Genomic DNA, 20,281 nt, shown 5'->3' with positions numbered 1-20,281 from the left:
CGACCGCTGGATCCATCTAATCGGAAAGGGCGCCAAGGCGGCGAAGGTGGCGCTACCGCCCCTGGGAGCGGAGGCGCTGTTCCAGTCCCTTGGCGAGCGCGGCCTGTCACGCGTGCCCGAGCAGTGGCGACGCGATACCCCTGTGGTCGCGAACCTGGACACGGATGGCGGCGGCATCAGCGGGGTTCGCCTGTGGAAAATCATGAAGCGGTTTTTTGGGCAGGCGGCCGACGTGATTGAAGTGGACCATCCGGCACTGGCAGAAAAGCTGCGCCGAGCGAGTCCACATTGGATGCGGCATACCCATGCTACGCATGCGCTTGCGCATGGTGCCGAACTGACTACCGTGCGGGACAACCTGCGGCACGCCTCGATCTCGACGACCTCCATTTACCTGCATAGCGATGACCTCACGCGTGCCCAGCAGATGGCAGGGGCATTTGCCACTGGCAGGCAAGTCAAGTAAGGCCGGTCTGTTTGATCCTCGGGCTACATTGGGCAGATCTTCAGGCACGAAAGGCAGAGCGACGTTTCCTCTTCCCCACCACGCGCTCGCGGTTCGCATCAGCGTATTCGCGAATCATGTCGGTCAGTGCGCGCAGTCCCGCCGGCACATGACGCCGGCCCGGATAGTACAGGCATAGCCCGTCTAGCGGCGGCGTCCAGTCTTCAAGCACCCGCACAAGCGTGCCGGCCTCCAGATCCGCGTTGACGTTCCATTCGGTCAAGTACGCAAGCCCGAGGCCAGTGCGCGCCGCCGCCAGCATCAGACCCGGCTCGTCCAGCGTCAGTGCGCCGTCGCCGTCGACGCGTACCGTCTCGCCGCGCCGTTCGAATTCCCACTGATAGATTGACCCGCTTGGCATCCGGCTGCGGATGCACCGGTGCGCGCTGAGGTCCACGGGCGCGCGCGGCGGCTTGTGCTGCGAAAAATACGCGGGGCTGCCAACGACGGCGAACCGCTGCCTGTCGCCAAAAGGCACCGCGATCATGTCCTGCGGCACGCTTTCCATCAGGCGGATGCCCGCGTCGAACCCTTCGACCACGATATCGATCAGCCGCCCTTCGGTGACGATGTCGAGCTTCATCTCGGGATAGTGCTGCAGGAATGCGATGAAAACCGGCATCACCTGATTCGCCGCGCCCACCGACGCATTGATGCGCAAAGTGCCCGACGGCGTGTCGCGGAAGCTGCCGGCCTGCTCGAGCGCGGCATGAATGGTCGACAGAGCGGGCGCGACGCTGCTCACAAATTGCGCTCCAGCTTCCGACAGCGACACGCTGCGGGTCGTTCGATTGAAGAGCCGCACACCGATGCGCGCTTCAAGCGCTGCGACCGCGTGACTAAGCGCGGACGTCGACACGCTCATTTCGTTTGCTGCCGCGCGGAAACTGCGATGGCGCGCGACGGCCAGAACGGCTTCCAGTTCGCTCAGGCCGGATGTCCTCATTGTCCTAAATCCTTCAACAAGTCATCCTAAATTGTACGGCTAGTCGGCGCAATCGCGACGATCTATCTTATGCCTTTGGCAACGTTTTTCCGGACCAACCATGCAGATCATCGACCAAATCTACATCGACGGCGCATTCGTCACGCCGCACGGCGAGGAGTTCTTCGACCTATTCAATCCGTCGACCGAGCGGGTAATCGGCCGCGTGCGCCTTGCCGACGCCGAGGACGCGCGCGACGCCATCGCCGCGGCGAAGCGGGCATTCCCGGCGTTCTCGCGCACGGACAAGCTCGAGCGCGTTGATATGCTGAGGCGCATGCATGCGGCTGTAGCCGCGAGAGCAAGCGAGCTTTTCGAAGCCATCGTTGAGGAATATGGCGCACCTGTGTCCCGCGGACGCTCGATGGCGCAGCACGCGAGCGACGTGCTGCTGGAAGCGGCGAAGGTGCTTGAGGACTACTCGTTCGTCCGTCGCGCCGGATCTGCCGAAGTGGTGATGCAGCCGCTCGGCGTCGCCGGACTGATTACGCCGTGGAACAGCGATGCGGGCTTTGTCTGTGGCAAGCTCGCGTCTGCGTTCGCCGCCGGCTGCACGGCCGTGGTCAAGCCAAGCGAGATGAGCGCCATCCAGACGCGAGTCGTCACAGAGGCGCTGCATGAAGCGGAGCTCCCACCGGGGGTGTTCAACATCGTCACGGGACGTGGCGAAACGGCAGGCGCGCAGATCAGTTCGCACCCCGACGTCGCCAAGCTATCGTTCACAGGATCAACGGCAGTCGGCAAGACGATTCTGCGCACTGTCGCGGAGACGCTTAAGCGCGTGACGCTGGAACTCGGCGGCAAGTCCCCCATGATCGTGCTCGACGACGCGAACTTCGACGAAGCCGTGCCGTTTGCGCTTCAGGCGGGCTTCATGAACAGCGGGCAAGCGTGCATTGCCGGCACGCGCATTCTGGTGCCACAGGCGCGGCTCTCAGAGTTCGAGGAGAGAATCGTGGACGCAGTCGCAGGTATTCAGGCCGGCGACCCGCGTGACCCTCGCACGAGTATCGGCCCGATGGTGAGCCAGAAACAGTGGGACCGCGTGCAGCGCTATATCCGCATCGGCATCGACGAAGGCGCGCGCCTGATCGCCGGTGGTGAGGGGCGTCCACACGGCGTCAATGCAGGCTGGTTCGTACGTCCTACCGTCTTCAGCCATGTGAAGAACGATATGACCATCGCTCGTGAAGAGATATTCGGTCCGGTGCTCTCGATCATCGCGTACCGCGATACAGAGGACGCGATCGCGATTGCCAACGATACGCCCTACGGCCTGCAAGCCTACGTATGCTCATCCGACGTCGGACGCGCAAGCGCAGTGGCGTCGCAAATCGAAGCGGGACGCGTGCTTGTCAACACGCTCGCGCACGAACCGGCTGCGCCCTTCGGCGGGTTCAAGCATTCGGGTATCGGCCGCGAGTACGGGACGTTCGGGCTTGAGGCGTTTCTCGAGCCGAAGGCGCTGCTTGGCGCCGTGTGATCGACGGAAGCGGGCAGGATCAGTGACACAACCCGGGGCGAGGTCGTCCCATTTCAACCTTTCCAGGTGCCCAGAAAATCAAGCAATAGGGTATTGACCCGTTCCGGCTGCTCTTCTTGCGGTAGATGCCCGCACTGTGCAATGGGCTCCGCGCGCAGATGAGTGGCCATTCCCTCCCAAACCGTCCTCATGTCGAACATTCCGCCAACCGTATAGAAGTCTTCGCCCCAGATTGCCATGGTCGGGCAAGCGATTTTAGTATCCGCGTCGACGAGATCCTGTTTGACATCCTCAGCATTCGCCCGATAGTCGGACATTGCTCCCCGCACGGCACCCGGACACTTGTAAGCCTTGACATAGGTGTCGAAGTCGGTCCCTTCGATCGCGTGCGGGTTGTAGCACCAGTCGGCGAAGAAATAATGAAGCCACTCCGCTTCCTTACCGTTGATCAAAGCCTCCGGCAGGTCCGGGACGAGATGAAACAGAAAGAACCAGTAAGCACGTGCAGTCTGCGCGTTCATGTTCTGCGCCACGACGCGGGTCGGCACGTTGTCCATCACGACCAGCCGGTCGAGGCGCTGCGGGTGATCTTTGGCGAATCGCGTGGCCACGCGAGCGCCTCTGTCATGACCGATCAAAGCAATCTTGTCGATACCGAGCTCGTCGAGCAGGGCGATCAGATCCTGCGCCATATTGCGCTTGTCATAGCCACTTGCGGGTTTGTCGGTTTCACCGTAACCACGAAGATCGGGTGCGATGACGCGAAATTTGTTCGCTAGAACCGGGATCTGAAAGCGCCACGCAAAGCTGGTTTCGGGAAAGCCATGAAGCAAAACGACGACAGGGCCGCTACCCGAATCAAGATAATGCTGGCGAATGCCGTTCGCCCGGAGCGTGTGATTGACGATGGGGTTTATGGTGGAGGTCATGTTCTCTCTCTCTCTCTGGCTGCTTGCCACTTCGGTTGTCGTTAGTGGCATTCATGCAGCCCTGAGTGCATTTGAAATTGAACTTCGATGGAACAATGGTAGCAAGCCGGGTTCGACACCGTTATTACATGTTTATGTTCAGCACTTCCCTGGACATGCCTCTGATTACATGAACATGCAATGTCTCGGCCGAACAGAACGCTATATCTTGCTTCTGTGGACGTTTGATCAAAGCGCCGCAATAGCTGGCCGAAAAGCTCGTATCGCCGCCTTCCGGTCTCGAGAGTTTCGAAGTTCATCGCCATTGGTTTGAACTATCGGGATCATGCTGAAGAAGCGCGCATGGAGATCCCACAGAGTCCGGTCAATCGCAGCACCGGGGATAATGATGCAAACTGATAAAACCTCCCAGCCTTGGCCCGTTACGCGGCTTGTCGTTAATGGAAAAACTGTCGACATCACCGGGCCTGCGGACATGCCGCTTCTCTGGGCCTTGCGCGATGTACTGGCGCTGACCGGCACAAAGTTCGGTTGCGGCATCGGCCAGTGCGGCGCCTGCACCGTACATCTAGACGGCAACCCGGTGCGCTCCTGCTTACTCCCGATCTCTGCCGTCAAGGGAGAGATCACCACAATCGAGGCTGTCGGCGAGACCGCGGCCGGGAAGCGAGTCCAAGCCGCGTGGCTCTCGTTGGAAGTGGTCCAGTGCGGCTACTGCCAGTCAGGCCAGGTCATGTCGGCCGCAGCGCTGATTGCCCGCAATCCGCATCCGAACGACCAAGATATCGATGCCGCGATGTCCGGCAATCTGTGCCGGTGCTGCACCTATTCGCGTATCCGCGCGGCTATCAAGGCGGCATGATGCGAACCTACAGTGCAATCGGCGAAGACGCACTACCAGACAACGCGCGCCGACGTTTCCTGACCGCTGGTGCGCTCCTGGTTGGATTTGCGTTCGTGCGGCCGGTACGTGCGTTCGAGCGGGAGCCGGATCTTGCCGCCATCGGCGCGCTCGATGCAACGGCAACGGGGTTCGACGGATTCGTGCCCGACGGCTTCATCCGCGTCGGTGTCGACGGTCGTATTGTGCTCGTGGTGCCCAGCGTGGAGATGGGGCAGGGCATTGCCACCGGCGAGGCCATGATGATCGCCGAAGAGCTGGAAGTCGGGCTTGACCAGGTCGAAGTAGCACTAGCGCCCGCGGACCAGCACGCCTACACGCAGAGCATGCTGAAGGCACAGGCCACCGGCGGATCCACCTCCGTGCGCGCGTATTTCATACCGTTGCGCCAGGCCGGCGCGGCCGCTCGCACCATGCTGATCGGCGCGGCCGCCGAGCGCTGGCGAGTCCCGCCCGCCGAATGCGCTGTGGCGCGTGGCGTCATCACCCACCAGCGGACCGGTCGAACTCTGACCTATGGCGCGGTTGCCAGTGCCGCGCGGCGCCAGCCGGTGCCTCGCGAGGTATCGTTGAAGCCGGTGTCGCAGTTCAAGCTCATCGGCAGGGCGGCGAAGCGCGTGGACACGCCGGCCAAGGTCAATGGCACCGCCCGCTTCGGCATCGACGCGATGGTGGAAGGAATGCGCGTTGCGGCGATCGCAATGTGTCCCACGATCGGCGGGCGCCTGCGCTCGCTCGATGAGCGCGCCTCGCGTGTCCTGCCCGGCGTGGTCGACATCCTTCGTATCGACGATGCCGTCGCGGTGGTCGCAGAGCACTACTGGACCGCCAAACGAGGGCTCGACCTGCTGAGGATCGAGTGGGACGAGGGTCCGCACGCCACCCTCACGTCGGCAACACTGGCCGAATCGCTCCGATCCGCGCAGGGAACGCCGATCAACGGCAGCCTTACCGGCGATCCCGATCACGTGATCCAGGAAGCAGGCAAACAGCGCATCGAGACGAGCTACGATCTTCCGTATCTCGCCCATGCGGCGCTGGAACCCATCAACACCACGATCCACGTGCGCCCCGATGGCTGCGACATCTGGGTGGGTACTCAGGTGCCGGAGATCGCGCGGATCGTCGCCGCGGAGATCATCGGCCTGCCGCCCGACAAGGTCATCGTACGCAATCATCTGATCGGCGGCGGGTTCGGCCGGCGGCTCGCCGTGGACACCATCCAGCAAGCCGCCCGCTTCGGTAAGCAGGTCGGCTATCCGCTCAAGATCATATGGACACGCGAGCAGGACATCCAGCACGATCGGTTCCGGCCCGCTTATCTCGACACCATTGCAGCCGCGCTTGGCAAGGACGGCCTGCCAATGGCGTGGACCCATCGGACCCGGTGCTCCACTGTGCGCAGCTACTACGATCGCAAGCCATGGCCGCAAGGGCAGCTCGACCACGATGCGGTGGCAGGTGCGGCGGACCTGCCCTATGCCATTCCCGCGCTACGTTCCGAGTGGGTGCGACAAGACGGTCCAGTCGCCCTCAACTGGTGGCGCGGCGTCGGTGAGACGCATAACGTGTTCGTGGTGGAAAGTTTCCTGGACGAACTTGCGCACGCAGCCGGACAGGATCCGGTCGCCTATCGCAGGGCTCTCCTTGGCAAGAACCCGCGCTCGCTCGCCGTACTGAACAAAGCGGCGCAAGCATCCGGATGGGGCAAGCCGCTGCCGCCACGCTGCGCGCGCGGCATCTCGCTGCATGAGAGCTTCGGCACACATGCCGCACTGGTGATGGAAGTGGAGGTCGATCCACAAGGGGAGATTCACCTGCGGCGCGCCACCGCCGCCGTCGACTGCGGCATCGCAGTGAACCCCGATTCCGTGATCGCGCAGATCGAGGGCGGCGTGCTGTTCGGCCTTTCGGCCGCGCTTTACAACGGCATCACCTTCGAGAATGGGCGGGTTCAGCAAAGCAACTTCCACGATTACCGGCAGATTCGCATGAATGAGGTGCCACCGTTCGAAGTCTCCGTTATGCCAAGCGAAGAGAAGCCGGGCGGACTGGGCGAAGTCGGCACGGTGTCTGCGGCGCCCGCCTTGGCCAATGCCATCTTTGCGGCCACGGGAGTGCGGCTTCGCGCCCTGCCGATCGACCGGCGAGCGCTTGGCGCGAAAGGTAAGCAGTTATGACCCGACCCAATCATATTGGCTATGGTCTCGCGACACTCGCGTGCATCGTCCTGATTGGCGCGGTGCTGTTCTTTTTCTTGCCGCATGGACTCGATCCGGTCTCACCCAGCACCGAGCAACGAACCGGCGATGCCCTTATCGCGCGCGGCAAGTACCTGACCATGGCGGCCGACTGCGCGGCCTGCCACACCACCGAGGGCGGCAAGCCTTTCGCCGGCGGCCTGGCGTTCAAACTGCCATTCGGCACGATCTACTCACCGAACATCACCCCCGATCGCGAGAACGGGATCGGTGCATGGAGCGATGCCGAATTCGCGCGGGCGATGCGCTCGGGCGTGGGGCGACACGGCGAGGATCTCTATCCCGCCTTTCCCTATACGTCTTACGCCTTGCTGTCCAGCGACGATGTCCTCGCGATTCGTGCCTACCTGGCGACGCTCGCGCCGGTTGCCACGCCGGCACCCGCCAACGCGCTCGCCTTTCCGTTCAACCAGCGTCCCATTATGCGCGGATGGAAGCTGCTGTTCCTCGACAGCAAACCGTTCGAACCCGACCCAGCGCGCGGCGTTGCGTGGAACCGCGGCGCCTATCTCGTGAATGGACTGGCGCATTGCAGCGAATGCCACACGCCGCGCAACCTGATGTTCGCCCGGAAACTGGACGAAGCGCTATCGGGCGGCGTGGTCGATGGTTGGAAGGCCTGGAACATCACGCCCGACAATGAGACCGGGATCGGCCAGTGGACCGACGCCCAGCTCGTGTCTTATCTTTCCACCGGCTATGCCCCCGGTCACGGCGCGGCGTCGGGAAGCATGCGCCAGGCCATCGATCTGAGCCTGAGCCTGCTTCCGGCAACGGACATCGAGGCCATCGTCACCTATCTGCGCACGGTAACGCCGCGCCGTGCCGATGCTACTGCGGCCGCGATGCCGGTCGGCGCGGCCGTGAAGGCATCGACTGCGTGGTCGCCGGGCGGCGAAGGAAGCGCCGGCACTGGCCGCCGCATCTTCGAGGGCGCATGCGCGAGTTGCCATGGCTGGAACGGGAACGGCCAGCAGACCGCGCGTGCGGGCCTGGCCGGTTCGCACGCCGTCAACGATCCGCAAGGGGCCAACCTGATCCGGGTGATCCTCGAGGGCACCAGCGCTCCGGATCATGCCCCGGCGACCGCCATGCCGTCGTTTGGCGCGGCCTACACCGATGCCGAAATCGCTGCGGTCGCCAACTATGCCATCGCCCATTTTGGCGGCAAGCAGGGGCAGGTCACGGCAAAGGACGTCGCGGACGCCCGGCCATGAGTATGTCCACGAGCGCTATGCACTTTCGCATGCGCTCGATGTTGTACGGGATGGCTGCGATGGCCGATTGGAGGCGCTCGAACAGGAGCTAGCGTCGAACGGGTACCCCGCTCGAACCTCAGCACCGCTAGCGATAGCTTGAGAAAATTTCTGTCGGAGACGTGTCGCGCCCGACAAGCTGCGCGCTTAAAGAGAAAGGACTATCGTGCAGCCTGGCTCAAGTCAGGCCGCGCGACGAAAGTCGAGGCCGCGTGTACTGGGTGGACCGGTCTCAACAGGCGATAGCCGCGCCCAGGCACGCATACGAGCAACTTATGATGCTCGCCCATCACTTTGCGAATCCCGCAGATCTGCACGCGAAGGTTGTTATCCGCGACTATGGTGGTCGGCCACACCCGGTCCATAAGCTCGTCCTTTGTCACTAACGCGCCGTTTGCTTCGATAAGGATGAGCAATACATCCATCGCTGTGTAACCGAGTTCGACAGGGGCGCCGTCGACGAATATCTTTCGTCGGTCGGGGAGTACAGTCAGATTCTCAATGCGAATCATTGCGCTAAATGTTCATTTGGCTGAGACCGCGTATTTGGACTGCAATCCGCCCACACAAGCGACTCCGATAGTCGCGTTAAAGTCGTCGAGCCGTGGTCGCTCCCGTGTTCTACCTGGTTTCGATGGTAGCTGGCCGGATGTCTGACCGCTATTACATGAAACTGGAGTCAATTTTGTGTTCGTCGACGACTTATGGCTGAACCGAGGACGAGCGGCAGCCCTTATTGGTGGGCCGTCCGGACACAGTGATCTGATTGTGGCGAAGCAACGGCACCGCGATGAATCAAAGGTATCAGTACGCGGGTCCGTACCTTTTATTTGCATTTAATAACGTTTAACGACTTTGAAGTAGGTTCGCTTGCAGGGTAGCAACTATGATCGACTGTAAGTTCTACGAAACGAAAGCGCAACGCGTCCTTACGCCATGATTGTTCGGAACATCGAGGGCGCGTCTGCTTTCCCGTTCGCAGAGACCAAAAATTTTGCTCCGAGGAAACTGACCGTGAAAATGCCACCGCTTGATCAGTCGACGATCGAACGTCGCGCAACGATTGCTGAAGACTTGCGCCGCATCGTCGGGAAAGAATCGGTGCTGGACAGCGAAAGCGAACGCCGACCGTACGAATCCGATGGACTTGCGGCTTATCGGGCGCTGCCCTTGCTGGTTGTATTGCCGCAGACCACGGCTCAGATCGCATCAATCCTCGGGTATTGCCATACGAATCGCATAAAGGTTGTGCCGCGCGGTTCCGGTACATCGCTTTCCGGAGGCGCACTACCGCTCGAGGATGCCATCCTGCTCGGCACAGCGCGCATGAGCCGCATTCTCGAAGTTGACGCGCACAATCGCATCGCCCGTGTTCAACCTGGCGTGCCGAACATCAAGGTCACGGAAGCGGTCAAGTCGCTTGGCCTGTGTTACATGCCGGATCCGTCGAGTCAGGCGATAGCTACAGTAGGCGGTAACGTCGCCGAGAATTCGGGCGGCGTTCATTGCCTGAAGTACGGCGTCACGTCGAATCATGTCTGCGGCCTTGAAGCCGTGCTCATCACGGGAGAGATTATTCGCATCGGCGGTGCGTTCATGGGCGCGGCCGATGGGGAATTCGATCTGGCCAGTGTGTTGATTGGCTCGGAAGGATTGCTCGCAGTCGTCACCGAGATTTCGGTTCGGCTCACACCAGAGCCGCCCGTCGCGCGCGTCATTTCGCTAGGTTTTCGCAGTGTCGAAGATGCGAGCCGATGTGTCGGCGGCCTTATTGCGAGCGGGATTGTTCCGGCGGGGCTTGAATTCATGGACCGCCGCGTCATCGATGCTGTCGCGTCGATGCTGGGAGAACTTCATCCACCTGAGGTGCAGGCCATCCTGCTGTGCGAACTCGATGGTATTGAGATCGAAGTGGATACGCTTATCGAGCGTGTCGGAGAGATGACGAAGCAATTTTCCCCAGCTGAAGTACGCATCAGCAAGAGTGATGCCGAGCGGGAACTTTTGTGGCGCGGCCGCAAAGTTGCGTTCGGCGCGATGGGAAAGATCGCGCGCGATGTGTATGTCACGGACGGCACCATTCCGCGCGCCCAGCTTCCAGAAATTCTTCGCCGCGTCGACAGTCTGTCGAAGAACTATGGCTTGGAATACGCGAACTGCTTTCACGCAGGCGATGGCAATCTTCACCCCATGGTGCTGTTCGACTCGGCAAAGCCCGGCGATCTGGAAAAAGCCGAGGCGTTCGGCGCAGACATCCTACGGGCTTGCGTGGATCTTGGCGGCGTGTTGAGCGGCGAGCATGGCGTGGGAATCGAAAAACGCGATCTGATGACTTACCAGTTTCGCGCCATCGATCTGTCGCAGCAGCAATACCTGAAATGCGCGTTCGATCCGCAAGAAATGCTCAATCCCGGCAAGGTGTTTCCGACGCATTGCGGCTGTGTCCGGACAGGGCGTCTGCCGACGGGCAATGGCGATCCGCGCTTCGCCGGCGTGCCGAGGTTCTGAGATCACGTCATGAATACCATTGCTTCAGAGCTCCCACTGCAGGGCGGCCATTTTCGCCCTACCAATGTCGCCGAAGTGGTCGACGTCATTATGGATGCGAACGCAGCAGCGCGATCGCTTGAGATCTTCGGTGGCGGTACCAAACGATCGTTCGGCGATCACGTCTTTGCCGATGCGTTGCTCGATATGTCGGGACTCGCGGGCATCGAGATGTACGAACCGGAAGAACTCGTGATCAAGGTCCGGGCCGGAACACCAATGTCCTTGTTGCGAAGCGCGCTGAGAAAGCACAACCAGCATTTCGCATTCGAGCCGCCGGACTACGCGGCGCTATTCGGGAATGTGGATGCAATCGATACCATCGGCGGCATCGTCGCCTGCAATCTTTCCGGGCCGCGACGGGTGCTCGCGGGTGCGGCCCGCGACTCGGTGCTCGGCATCGAAGGCGTGAATGGGCGTGGAGAAGCGTTCCATAGCGGCGGCCGCACCGTCAAGAATGTCACGGGCTTCGATATCCCGCGGCTGATGACAGGGTCTTTCGGGGTGTTGGCCGCGCTCACGTCGATCACGCTCAAGATCCATCCTGCGCCCCAATACGAATCCACGCTGGTGGTGAGCGAGCTTGACGACAGCGTTGCGCTCAGGACGATGAGCGATCTGTTGCAATTGCCGTTCGAGATCAGTGCTGCGGCGCATCTCGGCGGCGAGCGTTCGTCGGCATCGGTGACGGCAATCCGGATCGAAGGTTTTCGCGAGTCCGTGATGGCACGTGAGACCGAGATCGAAAAGCGCCTGCAAGCGTACACAGGGGTCAAGAAACTCGGGACGGACGAGAGCCGTCATTTCTGGGCGTCGCTCAAAGATCTGTCCGCATTTACCGTCGACGACGATGCCTGTATCTGGCGGTTGTCGCTGCCTTGCGACCAGGCCGCGTCCGTTGCGAAAAGTCTTGGCGGTCCGGCAATTTACGATTGGGGTGGGAGTCAGGTGTTCGTGCAGAGCCGTGCCGAAAGCATGCTGTCGCAGGCTGATGCCTTACGCAAGCGAATCGCCGAAGCAGGGGGAAGTGCAAGCCTGTTGCGCGCGACACTCGACGTGCGCCGCCAGGTCGGAACGTTTCAGCCGCGGCATGGGGCGTTACAGGAAGTCGGCGAGCGCTTGCGCCGCGCGTTCGATCCCAACGGCGTGCTCAATCCCGGCAAGCTCGCATCGCTCTCGCATGGGGAAGCCTGACATGAGAACGAACATTCCCGAAGCCGCGCTCGCCGATCGGGGCACGTTACTGGCGAACGACATCATCAGGACCTGCGTGCATTGCGGCATCTGTCTGTCGCACTGCCCGACTTACCAGATACGCCACGATGAAAACGACAGTCCACGCGGCAGGATCATCCTCATGCGGAACATGTTCGAAGAGGATCGCGCACCTGATGCGAAGACGGTCGAACATCTTGATCGCTGCCTGACCTGCCTCGCCTGCGAAGCGATCTGTCCTTCAGGCGTGCAGTACTCGAAGCTGATCGCCCACGGGCGCGAACGTATAGAGTCCACTTACCGTCGACCGTTCGTGCCAAGAGTCATTCGGCGCATGTTGACGGTTCTGATTCCGAACCCCCGACTGTTCACCATCGGGTTTCTGTTGGGACGCGCGGCGCGACCTCTGCGGGGACTCTTGAGGGGAACGCTGCGCGCGATGCTCGAAGTGGCGCCGAAGGACGCGAGAGTCGGTTCAAGCCCCGTCGATCGTCCTCAGATATTTCTGGCACTGAGCGAACGCCGCGCGCGCGTTTGCATGCTGAGCGGTTGCGTCCAGAAAGTGCTGGATCCGGCTATCAACGAGGCGACGATCCGGCTGCTACGACGTCACGGTGTCGAGGTCGTGATTGCACGAGGCATCGGCTGCTGCGGCGCCATAGCTGAACACATGGGCTTGCCGGAGCAGGCGCTTCCGTTCGTCAAAGCGAACATCGACGCATGGTTGTCTGAGGCAGACAAGCCCGGCGGCCTCGACGCAATCATCATCAACGCTTCGGGCTGCGGGACTTCTGTCAAGGCTTATGGACATGCGCTGCGTCTTGATCCCGCATGGAAAGACAAGGCTACGCGAGTCAGCAATCTGGCGAAGGACATCACCGAATTCATGTCGACACTCGGCATACAAATACCGCACACACCGCGGCGGCTGCGCGTCGCTTATCACGCCGCATGCTCGATGCAGCATGGACAGCGTATCGTGCATCAGCCGATAGATCTGCTCCGCGCGGCAGGATACGAGGTCGTCGAGCCTCCCGATAGCTTCATGTGCTGCGGATCCGCGGGCGTGTACAACATTCTGCAGTCGAGCCTTGCGAGCGAGCTGAAGCAGCGCAAGGTCGCAAACATCCAGTCAATGAATGCCGAGGTCGTTGCCAGCGGCAATATCGGTTGTATGACGCAGCTTGCCGACGCAGTCGGAATTCCCGTCGTCCATACCGTCGAATTGCTCGACTGGGCGACTGGAGGCCCCATGCCTGAAGCTTTGCGAAAGGCGCCGGTCGAGTAATGACGAGCGCGTCGAAAGGACGGCCGAAGCGTAAGCTCGCTTCACTCGGGATTCCCGCATGTGCGCCCGGCTATGTCATTGGAAATCTGCATAGGAGAGCACCATGCGCTTTGCCATGTTTGAAGTCGAAGGTCGTCGCGGGTTGGCTGCTGAACACGACGGGAGCTTCCATGGAATGTTTGCCGACAATGAGAGCTACCCAGGCGAGCTTGGGACGCTAATCGCAACAGGCGCCGATCTGTCCGCCGTTGCGAAGCTACTCGAGGGCGGACCCGCAGTCAATCTTGCCCATGCACGTTTATTGCCTCCGTTGTCACATCCTCGCAAGATTATCTGCGTGGGCCTCAACTATCGGGCTCATTCGAGCGAGGCGGGCTTTGAAGAGCAGACCTATCCAACCGTCTTTGCACGTTTTGCGACCAGTCTGATCGGGCACGGCGATCCCATCCAAATGCCGGTACGGTCGTCGCAACTGGATTACGAAGGGGAGTTGGTCGCGGTCATCGGCAAACCCGGGTACAACATCGGCAAAGAAGCGGCACTGGATCATGTGGCGGGCTATTCGATCTTCAACGACGCGACGCTCAGGGATTACCAGTTCCGAACACCGCAATGGACGATGGGCAAAAACTTCGACGGCACTGGGGCACTAGGGCCTTATTTCGTGCCGGCGAACGAGTTGGCGCCTGGCTGCCGTGGTTTGCGGATCCAGACGAGGCTCAATGGCAAAGTCATGCAGAACGCATCGATCTCCGACATGATATTTGACGTGCAAATGTTGGTGTCGCTGCTAAGCGAAGTCTTCACGCTTGAGGCCGGCGATCTGATTGTCACGGGGACGCCCGCTGGCGGGATGGCGCGCAAGCCGCAGTTGTGGATGCGGCCCGGCGACGTCTGTGAAGTCGAAATCGACAAGCTTGGCGTGCTGCGCAATACGGTCGCAGCGCCGCGCTAGTTTTCGATGCCCGGAACATCGACATTGCAGGCATCAAACGACGGCGGCGTCGCATTGCGAAAAGTCGAAGTTGCCATTCGGCGCCGCATAAAGGTAGAACAACAAAGTCAGTTCGTGGTGGCCGAGAGCGACGAATGCCCAAAGCTCTATCTTTGATTTTACATAAGGTAAATTAGCGTCGTTTTGAGTTGTAGGAGCAATATCTTAATGTCGGGTTCTAGCAAGATAGAAATGTCGTGTTTGGGTGCTGGTGGCAAGCTAGCCGCTTCCGATCGCAATCCGGGAGCTTGCCATGAGTCCAACCGAACTGGTGACACTGACCATGCGCGAACTCGATCGATTAAAGGTTATCCAGGCCGTCGTGGACGGCGGGCTCAAACCCGGGCGTGCAGCTGAGCGTTTGCAGCTGACGACCCGTCAAATTGAGCGTTTGGTGCTTCGATACAAGCAAGCTGGCGCGGCTGGGATCGGTTCTCGTGCGCGCGGTCGCCCGGGCAATCGGAAGCTCAACGAAGGGATTGCTTGCCGCGCACTGGAATTGATTCGTGAGCGCTACGCCGATTTTGGTCCGACCTTGGCCTGCGAGAAGCTGCGCGAGTGTCATGGACTGAGGCTGTCCAAGGAGACGCTCCGGCACCTGATGACCGAGGCCGGCTTCTGGATTCCGCGCCGGCAGCGCCCGCCGAAGATCTATCAGCCACGAGCCCGGCGGTCGTGTCTGGGCGAGCTGATCCAGATCGACGGCAGCGACCATCGCTGGTTCGAGCAACGGGCTCCGGCGTGCACGCTGCTGGTGTACGTCGACGACGCAACGAGCCGGCTGATGGCGCTGCACTTCACCGCGACCGAGTCGACCTTCAGCTACTTCGAAGCGACGCGTGCCTATCTGGAACAGCACGGCAAGCCGGTCGCGTTCTACAGCGACAAGTACAGCGTATTTCGCAAGACGAAGACGGACGAAACGGGAAGCAATGTGACGCACTTTGGCCGCGCGATGTACGAGTTGAACATTGACACGTTCTGCGCCAACAGCAGTTCGGCCAAGGGTCGCGTCGAGCGCGCGCACCTGACGCTGCAGGACCGGCTGGTGAAGGAGCTGCGGCTGCGCGGCATCCACTCGGTGGCCGACGCCAATGCCTACGCGCCCTCCTTCATGGCCGCTTACAACGCGCGCTTTGCGAAGCCGCCGAAGAGTGGATTCAACGCGCACCGACCGTTGCGTGCCGACGAGAGCCTCGATCTGCTGCTGACGTGGCGTGAGACGCGGCGCGTGACGAAGTCCCTGACGGTGCAGTACGACCGGGTGATGTACCTGCTGGACGATACGCCGGCCAACCGCAAGCTGATTCATCGCTATATCGACGTGTGGGAGTACCCGGACGGCTGCATCGAGATCCGGGCCGATGGCCGGGTGTTGCCGAGTCGGCCCTATGACCGGCTGGCCGAAATTGACCAGGGGGCCGTCGTTGAGCACAAGCGGCTCGGGCACGCGCTGCAGGTGGCGCAGGCCCTTCAGGCGCAGCGCGATAACCGCCGCATTGGGACAGCGCCCTCACGCACTCATCTTGGCGCGGCGGTTCGGACGCAGCAACGTCAGCACGGAACGAAGAAGCAACGCGAGTTCACGCAGGCCGATCTCGCTGGTGTGATTCTGGAGCAGTCGCAGCAGCGGCAAGTGCAGCAACCACGCAAACCTGGCCGTCGGTCTGCCAAAGCAGTCGAACCAGACGTCAGCGCCCTGCCGGCTCAGGCGCCCTCCTTCACCACTGCGTGAGCGGAACACCGATAACAGACGCCACAAACCCTTTAAAACCGGACATTTCAACTTAGCCGGAAAGCGGACATTTAAGAATGGCCTCGACATGAGTAGGAGCTTTATGCAAATGTCGTGTTCTGGCCATGTAGAAATGTCGTGTTTTGACCTCGGTATGCTTGCCGGTTCCCCGCGTGACTACAGCGCGAGGAACTAAACTTGGGATATTTCGGGAACTAAATCGATGTAAACGATGCACTGCACCTGTTTACCGCTTTTAGTTCCCAAAAAACGCCGGGTTACGGCCGGTTCCCCGCATGACGGTGCACATTTTTCATCGTTTTGGGCAAGCGCTGCATCTTTTCATTAAATTTAGTTCCCGTATTGGGAACTAAATTTGGGAAAATCGAGGGCGTCGCAGTGTTATCCCAAATTTAGTTCCTCGCCGCTTGCGTGACGCCCTGACTGGAACGTTGTCCGCTTTGCTCCTGGCAGCTTCGGCGTTCTCTACCATAGAGCACCCCGTTCGGTCACTGGTGGTCGTCCATATTTTTCACGACGCGCCTTGTTCGCCGAACACATCGCGCTCAGCGAATTCGACAATTGAATCTATGCTCTCGGCGTCGTCAAGAATTGACTCAGCGGGAGATTTACCGCCAAGTTCGTGCCGCTTGCGGCTCATGAACGAATGTATTAGCCAATCGTTCACATTCGCGAACAGAATCAGCACCCTGCAGAGCCTAGCGGGCGAGCATCCAACTGCCATTTTGGATAGCGAAATTCCCCTGTCTTTCCCGGCGGAAGCAAGGCGTACAGCTTGCCGTTTTGAGGCAGATCGTTGATCGTGCTCTCGCTGTGCCTGGTGTAACTGCGGGCGTCAGCGAGGGCTTGGTTGGCTGAGTTTCGATATTCCTCGGCAGCGAAACGTCGGCCACGCGCGCGCGCACTTGCCAGAGGATCCCCCAGTGCAGACAAGGGGGCCGGCGAGGAGGTGCCATAGTCGACATTCCCATTCATCTTTTTAGGCTCCCAACGCTAGCTTCGAAAATTTCAATGAGGGACCGTAGCCGAAGTGCGTAGCCACCGGTCCGAGTGCGGCGGGCACGGTAAGTAATTGGTGTACCTTTCGTTGATGCGATACGGACGTGACTGGAAATGCCGAGGCCGCACTTGCTGCGCCATTCGGTGGCAAGGAATACTCGCAGCCCCCCCCAGCCTGGTTTCGTTCTCGAACGATAGATTGCCGTGCCTGCTGAGCAGCATCGGGATTCTCTCGCACCTAAGGATGTGCCGAATAAGCGTGATGCAGTCATCGAAGCTGCGCGGCATATGCGTGGGGTATGAGGCCTGACGGCTGATTTTCAAAGAGCGCTAGGGGGCTAGTCCCTCTTTCTAGAAAAATTTGTTAAGATAGGTTATGTAAAATTGTAACTAAATATGATACATATGGAATCGATACCAGATCACGGACTGGAAGAAGCAACTGCAGGATCGGGTTGCCGATGCGTTCGAAACGGGTAACGTGTCGCCGGCAGCCCCCTAATTGACGTGAAGGTGCTGCACGCGAAGATCGGGCAGTTGACGTCGGAGAATGTTCTTTTTGAAGGCGCGCTCAGCAAGGCGGAACTGCTGGGCGTAGGGCGATGATCGATCGTGATCACGCCCTGCCGGTGGCACAGCAGACCCGGCTGGTAGGCATCAGCCGGTCGAGTGCTTATTGCCCATCGCGCGGGGAACTCTTCGCTCTGCCGGGACCCGTCGGATAGATATCGTCGATATGGCGAGCGAGTCGATCCTGGGAGCGCTGCGGCATACTGCGCAGAAAATAAAACCAGCCGGACGGTCTTTATGAAATCGACGCTTATGTTTCCGGCCTCTTTCGGAGTACCGGATACGGCATCGCTGTATGCGTCCTTCAATACCTCGGGAGGAACTGCTCAACAGGGCAAGCTCGTCCATGTCTTTTTCGTCCCTAGATTCACCAACCGCGCCGCGGCGAAATGCGCGCTTCCACAAAACCCCAGCGCGCACAGAGTGCCGCTATACAACAATCAAGTGCACTAACCACTGGACGCCTGTCGGAGACGTCGAATATTCTCGGCCACAACAATTGCGCGTCTTCCACGACGGTTGTTTAACGCGGTATTGATCCCGGCTCGCCTGTATCCACCAGAAACCCGATAGCGACTGCCGACGCGCCTCGGCCTTCCACCATAAACCACTCAACATCGCCCAGGGCCACCGCTATCCGGCCGTCGAGATCCGCCCCGCCGAACCTGTAATCCCTTAAGGGCGGTAGACCGGCCAAAGACGCTTTCAACGTCCCGATTGTCTTGTAACGGCGCCTACTCCAAAACGCGACCGCCTGATTATCAAGGAATCGATCCAGCCACGCCCGTGAAGCCTGTTCGTTCAGTGAAAACGGCCAGTGGACAGCGCCACCGAGGCATAAAATTCTTTCGACCTTCCGTCTGGCTGCTGCCGTTCCATCAAACTACTCATATCCTACGCAGAAGTCCGCGAGCAGTGAATGCACCCACTCCTCGTCAGGACCTCTTTGATGAAGGCTCGCAACGAGAGCGATGTTGCAGCCGCATTGCGACTGCAGCACGAGTCTGCGGCGCGCCGGATCAATGCTACGGCCCACCTTTATAAGGCCGTGCTCGTTCTGCATCACGTACAAATATTGATCCTGCGGGCGAAAGCCTTGGGTTTCCGAAGGCATGGCATTTCCCTTGTCCGCGTTACATCGTCGCAAGCAGAGGCGACATGCCCAGAACTGCCCCAGCGATGCTTGCCAAGCCGATCCACCGACCTTGCGCGCGAGCGACGCCAACCGTCGTTAAAATCCCCACGCCCACCAACCACGCAAGCAACGGCCATCCCATGTGAACGTCAAAGTACCTACCGACGCTTAGCGAAATGTGCGCATAAAGTCGCATAAACACCCACATGATCGCGAACATCAGCACTTCTGCTAACAACTTGCCTACGCGCAGATGCGACACAACGTTGGTTTCTTCATGACACTTCGGGCAAGGCTTAACGACTAGATTCTCGTTCGTCATTTCGCTGTTTTCCTTAGTCCGGCCTAGTCAATCATGCCGTGGTATCGCCCCACGTCGACAACAGCTTCCACAAATCGTTTTGCAGTAGCGCGATCCATGATCACCGTCTTTCCATCGACAGTCAGGTAGACACTGTGTTCTAGATAAAACGACGAACGGCCAAGTTCAAGGTCAAACGTCGCCTTGCCGCCTTGGTCTCGAATCGTTTCTTCAAAGTACATGGTTGTTGCCATCGATATCCTCGGCTCTTCGCAATAAGACGGGCGCCCGCGCGCCAATGTTTCCCTGTGCGCCGGCGAGGCCGGCTTTTCCGTTTGTTTCAGACGCTTCGCCGAAAAAACCTATTGGCGAAGCTCGATCACGGTGTCCGCATCTTTCTTCAGTTGCGGACGTTTGAGTTCTGGGTCGTTTGCGGTCAGACACATGAACTGCAACTCAATTCGCGGGTAGTTGCCTAGTACATACGGCGGTTGCGACTCGGAGGTATGCACAACCTGAAGATGTTGACCGTTGTTCATGCAATACCGGTTTGCTTCCTGAATCACCGTCGCTTTCAGATTCCCCATTCCAGAAAATCCCGTAGCGGCCTGTCGGGAGACCATGAAAGTATCCTGCCCCATCGGAACAATGCCCGAGTCAGAAGCGCATCCGGCCAAAGTAGTGACCGCTAAGGCGAACAGCATCATTCTTTTCATGTCGTCGTACTCTCCTTTTCCAGTACATGCCAACAGCTACGCCGATTAAAAATGTTTGTCATTTGCTAGACAATAAAATCAAAAGATTTACACAGCATACACAGGCCGACGCGAGTTTGTCGTCTTGCGATAATTCAGTGCGCCGTTTGGGAGCGCAACACAAAAGTGTTTGTCGTTTGCTACTTGACGCCGCCATCTGTCGTGCTGCACAAAGTGCCGACTTCCTCACGCTAGCCGCAAGCGTACCTAAGTGCGCCCAACGTCTCATTCCGACCCAAAACAGTCCTTCTGCGCCTCGCACGTTCAAGGGCCGCTTTGAAGGTCAACCCGCGTTCAGACCGTCGGTTCGGTCAACTGTTCGACGGTTGAAGCACAGCTACTTCATTTATGGCGCGATCTGAGCATGCGGCGCCGGAGCCGACCAATCCAGCTGCACGTAG

Annotated in this window: 17 protein-coding genes and 1 pseudogene; 12 read left to right on the top strand and 6 right to left on the bottom strand. The window is 59.8% G+C overall.

Annotation, left to right across the window (positions count from 1 at the left end; genetic code table 11):
• Positions 1-466: tyrosine-type recombinase/integrase (locus tag HV670_RS26745; protein ID WP_175108004.1), on the top strand; the 466-nt coding region annotated here is incomplete at its 5' end.
• Between the two features lie 40 nt (positions 467-506).
• Here HV670_RS26745 and HV670_RS26740 read toward each other — a convergent pair.
• On the bottom strand, positions 507-1,451 hold the full coding sequence (locus tag HV670_RS26740) for a LysR family transcriptional regulator (RefSeq protein ID WP_175108003.1): 945 nt from the start codon (positions 1,449-1,451) through the stop codon (positions 507-509).
• Between the two features lie 100 nt (positions 1,452-1,551).
• On the opposite strand from HV670_RS26740, the gene HV670_RS26735 reads away from it, so the two are divergent.
• A complete protein-coding gene (locus HV670_RS26735) occupies positions 1,552-2,973 on the top strand; it encodes an aldehyde dehydrogenase family protein (protein ID WP_175108002.1) in 1,422 nt (473 codons plus the stop codon).
• A gap of 53 nt (positions 2,974-3,026) precedes the next feature.
• On the opposite strand, the gene HV670_RS26730 is transcribed toward HV670_RS26735, so the two are convergent.
• Positions 3,027-3,902, bottom strand: coding sequence for an alpha/beta fold hydrolase (locus tag HV670_RS26730; protein WP_175108001.1), 876 nt, complete (start codon positions 3,900-3,902; stop codon positions 3,027-3,029).
• On the opposite strand from HV670_RS26730, the gene HV670_RS30670 reads away from it, so the two are divergent.
• The 4 genes from HV670_RS30670 (at position 3,901) to HV670_RS26715 (ending at position 8,281) form a co-directional block, all read left to right on the top strand.
• Complete coding sequence (locus tag HV670_RS30670) at positions 3,901-4,215, top strand: hypothetical protein (RefSeq protein WP_217478532.1); 315 nt, start codon at positions 3,901-3,903, stop codon at positions 4,213-4,215. The two genes, HV670_RS26730 and HV670_RS30670, sit on opposite strands and share 2 nt — an antisense overlap.
• A 72-nt stretch (positions 4,216-4,287) precedes the next feature.
• Positions 4,288-4,764: a (2Fe-2S)-binding protein gene (locus HV670_RS26725; protein WP_281362470.1), complete on the top strand. Its 477-nt coding sequence runs from the start codon at positions 4,288-4,290 to the stop codon at positions 4,762-4,764.
• Between the two features lie 182 nt (positions 4,765-4,946).
• The gene (locus HV670_RS26720) at positions 4,947-6,983 is read left to right on the top strand and encodes a xanthine dehydrogenase family protein molybdopterin-binding subunit (RefSeq protein WP_246257990.1); all 2,037 of its coding nucleotides are present in this window, start codon (positions 4,947-4,949) and stop codon (positions 6,981-6,983) included.
• Positions 6,980-8,281 carry a cytochrome c gene (locus HV670_RS26715; protein WP_175108000.1) on the top strand — a complete coding sequence of 434 codons (1,302 nt, stop codon included), beginning with the start codon at positions 6,980-6,982 and terminating at the stop codon, positions 8,279-8,281. Before HV670_RS26720 ends, HV670_RS26715 begins: the two co-directional genes overlap by 4 nt.
• A 200-nt stretch (positions 8,282-8,481) precedes the next feature.
• Here the strand turns inward: HV670_RS26715 and HV670_RS26710 are convergent, their stop codons facing one another.
• A complete protein-coding gene (locus HV670_RS26710) occupies positions 8,482-8,832 on the bottom strand; it encodes a winged helix-turn-helix domain-containing protein (RefSeq protein ID WP_175107999.1) in 351 nt (116 codons plus the stop codon).
• A gap of 424 nt (positions 8,833-9,256) precedes the next feature.
• On the opposite strand from HV670_RS26710, the pseudogene HV670_RS32385 reads away from it, so the two are divergent.
• The 6 genes and pseudogenes from HV670_RS32385 to HV670_RS26685 all read left to right on the top strand — a co-directional run.
• Positions 9,257-9,844, top strand: a pseudogene (locus HV670_RS32385) (FAD-binding protein); the annotation flags it as partial.
• Between the two features lie 30 nt (positions 9,845-9,874).
• A complete protein-coding gene (locus tag HV670_RS31360; protein ID WP_246257988.1) occupies positions 9,875-10,828 on the top strand; it encodes an FAD-linked oxidase C-terminal domain-containing protein in 954 nt (317 codons plus the stop codon).
• A gap of 9 nt (positions 10,829-10,837) precedes the next feature.
• Positions 10,838-12,061, top strand: coding sequence for a glycolate oxidase subunit GlcE (glcE, locus tag HV670_RS26700; RefSeq protein ID WP_175107997.1), 1,224 nt, complete (start codon positions 10,838-10,840; stop codon positions 12,059-12,061).
• Position 12,062: 1 nt separating this feature from the next.
• Positions 12,063-13,370, top strand: coding sequence for a glycolate oxidase subunit GlcF (glcF, locus tag HV670_RS26695; RefSeq protein ID WP_175107996.1), 1,308 nt, complete (start codon positions 12,063-12,065; stop codon positions 13,368-13,370).
• Positions 13,371-13,473: 103 nt separating this feature from the next.
• Positions 13,474-14,325, top strand: coding sequence for a fumarylacetoacetate hydrolase family protein (locus tag HV670_RS26690; RefSeq protein WP_175107995.1), 852 nt, complete (start codon positions 13,474-13,476; stop codon positions 14,323-14,325).
• A gap of 292 nt (positions 14,326-14,617) precedes the next feature.
• Entirely contained in the window at positions 14,618-16,099 is a 1,482-nt protein-coding gene (locus HV670_RS26685; RefSeq protein WP_175107994.1) for an ISNCY family transposase, read from the top strand.
• Positions 16,100-18,822: 2,723 nt separating this feature from the next.
• Here the strand turns inward: HV670_RS26685 and HV670_RS26675 are convergent.
• From HV670_RS26675 to HV670_RS26665, 3 genes are all read right to left on the bottom strand, one after another.
• Complete coding sequence (locus tag HV670_RS26675; protein ID WP_175107992.1) at positions 18,823-19,146, bottom strand: hypothetical protein; 324 nt, start codon at positions 19,144-19,146, stop codon at positions 18,823-18,825.
• Between the two features lie 23 nt (positions 19,147-19,169).
• The gene (locus HV670_RS26670) at positions 19,170-19,379 is read right to left on the bottom strand and encodes a hypothetical protein (protein ID WP_175107991.1); all 210 of its coding nucleotides are present in this window, start codon (positions 19,377-19,379) and stop codon (positions 19,170-19,172) included.
• Positions 19,380-19,487: 108 nt separating this feature from the next.
• Positions 19,488-19,841, bottom strand: a complete 354-nt coding sequence (locus HV670_RS26665; RefSeq protein ID WP_175107990.1) for a hypothetical protein — start codon at positions 19,839-19,841, stop codon at positions 19,488-19,490.
• Positions 19,842-20,281: the final 440 nt, after the last annotated feature.

The sequence above is a fragment of the Pararobbsia alpina genome, from assembly GCF_902859895.1.
GTDB classification, from domain to species: Bacteria; Pseudomonadota; Gammaproteobacteria; order Burkholderiales; family Burkholderiaceae; genus Pararobbsia; species Pararobbsia alpina.
The sequence above is the reverse complement of the archived record's forward strand: the minus strand, read 5'-3'. Positions and strand labels throughout refer to the sequence as shown.

Coding starts and splice junctions, on each gene's coding strand:
- HV670_RS26670 (WP_175107991.1), bottom strand. CDS start 19,379: ATGGCAACAACCATGTACTTTGAAGAAACGATTCGAGACCAAGGCGGC.
- HV670_RS26665 (WP_175107990.1), bottom strand. CDS start 19,841: ATGAAAAGAATGATGCTGTTCGCCTTAGCGGTCACTACTTTGGCCGGA.
- HV670_RS26730 (WP_175108001.1), bottom strand. CDS start 3,902: ATGACCTCCACCATAAACCCCATCGTCAATCACACGCTCCGGGCGAAC.
- HV670_RS26725 (WP_281362470.1), top strand. CDS start 4,288: ATGATGCAAACTGATAAAACCTCCCAGCCTTGGCCCGTTACGCGGCTT.
- HV670_RS26740 (WP_175108003.1), bottom strand. CDS start 1,451: ATGAGGACATCCGGCCTGAGCGAACTGGAAGCCGTTCTGGCCGTCGCG.
- HV670_RS26685 (WP_175107994.1), top strand. CDS start 14,618: ATGAGTCCAACCGAACTGGTGACACTGACCATGCGCGAACTCGATCGA.
- glcF (WP_175107996.1), top strand. CDS start 12,063: ATGAGAACGAACATTCCCGAAGCCGCGCTCGCCGATCGGGGCACGTTA.
- HV670_RS26690 (WP_175107995.1), top strand. CDS start 13,474: ATGCGCTTTGCCATGTTTGAAGTCGAAGGTCGTCGCGGGTTGGCTGCT.
- HV670_RS26710 (WP_175107999.1), bottom strand. CDS start 8,832: ATGATTCGCATTGAGAATCTGACTGTACTCCCCGACCGACGAAAGATA.
- glcE (WP_175107997.1), top strand. CDS start 10,838: ATGAATACCATTGCTTCAGAGCTCCCACTGCAGGGCGGCCATTTTCGC.
- HV670_RS30670 (WP_217478532.1), top strand. CDS start 3,901: ATGTTCTCTCTCTCTCTCTGGCTGCTTGCCACTTCGGTTGTCGTTAGT.
- HV670_RS26675 (WP_175107992.1), bottom strand. CDS start 19,146: ATGACGAACGAGAATCTAGTCGTTAAGCCTTGCCCGAAGTGTCATGAA.
- HV670_RS26735 (WP_175108002.1), top strand. CDS start 1,552: ATGCAGATCATCGACCAAATCTACATCGACGGCGCATTCGTCACGCCG.
- HV670_RS26715 (WP_175108000.1), top strand. CDS start 6,980: ATGACCCGACCCAATCATATTGGCTATGGTCTCGCGACACTCGCGTGC.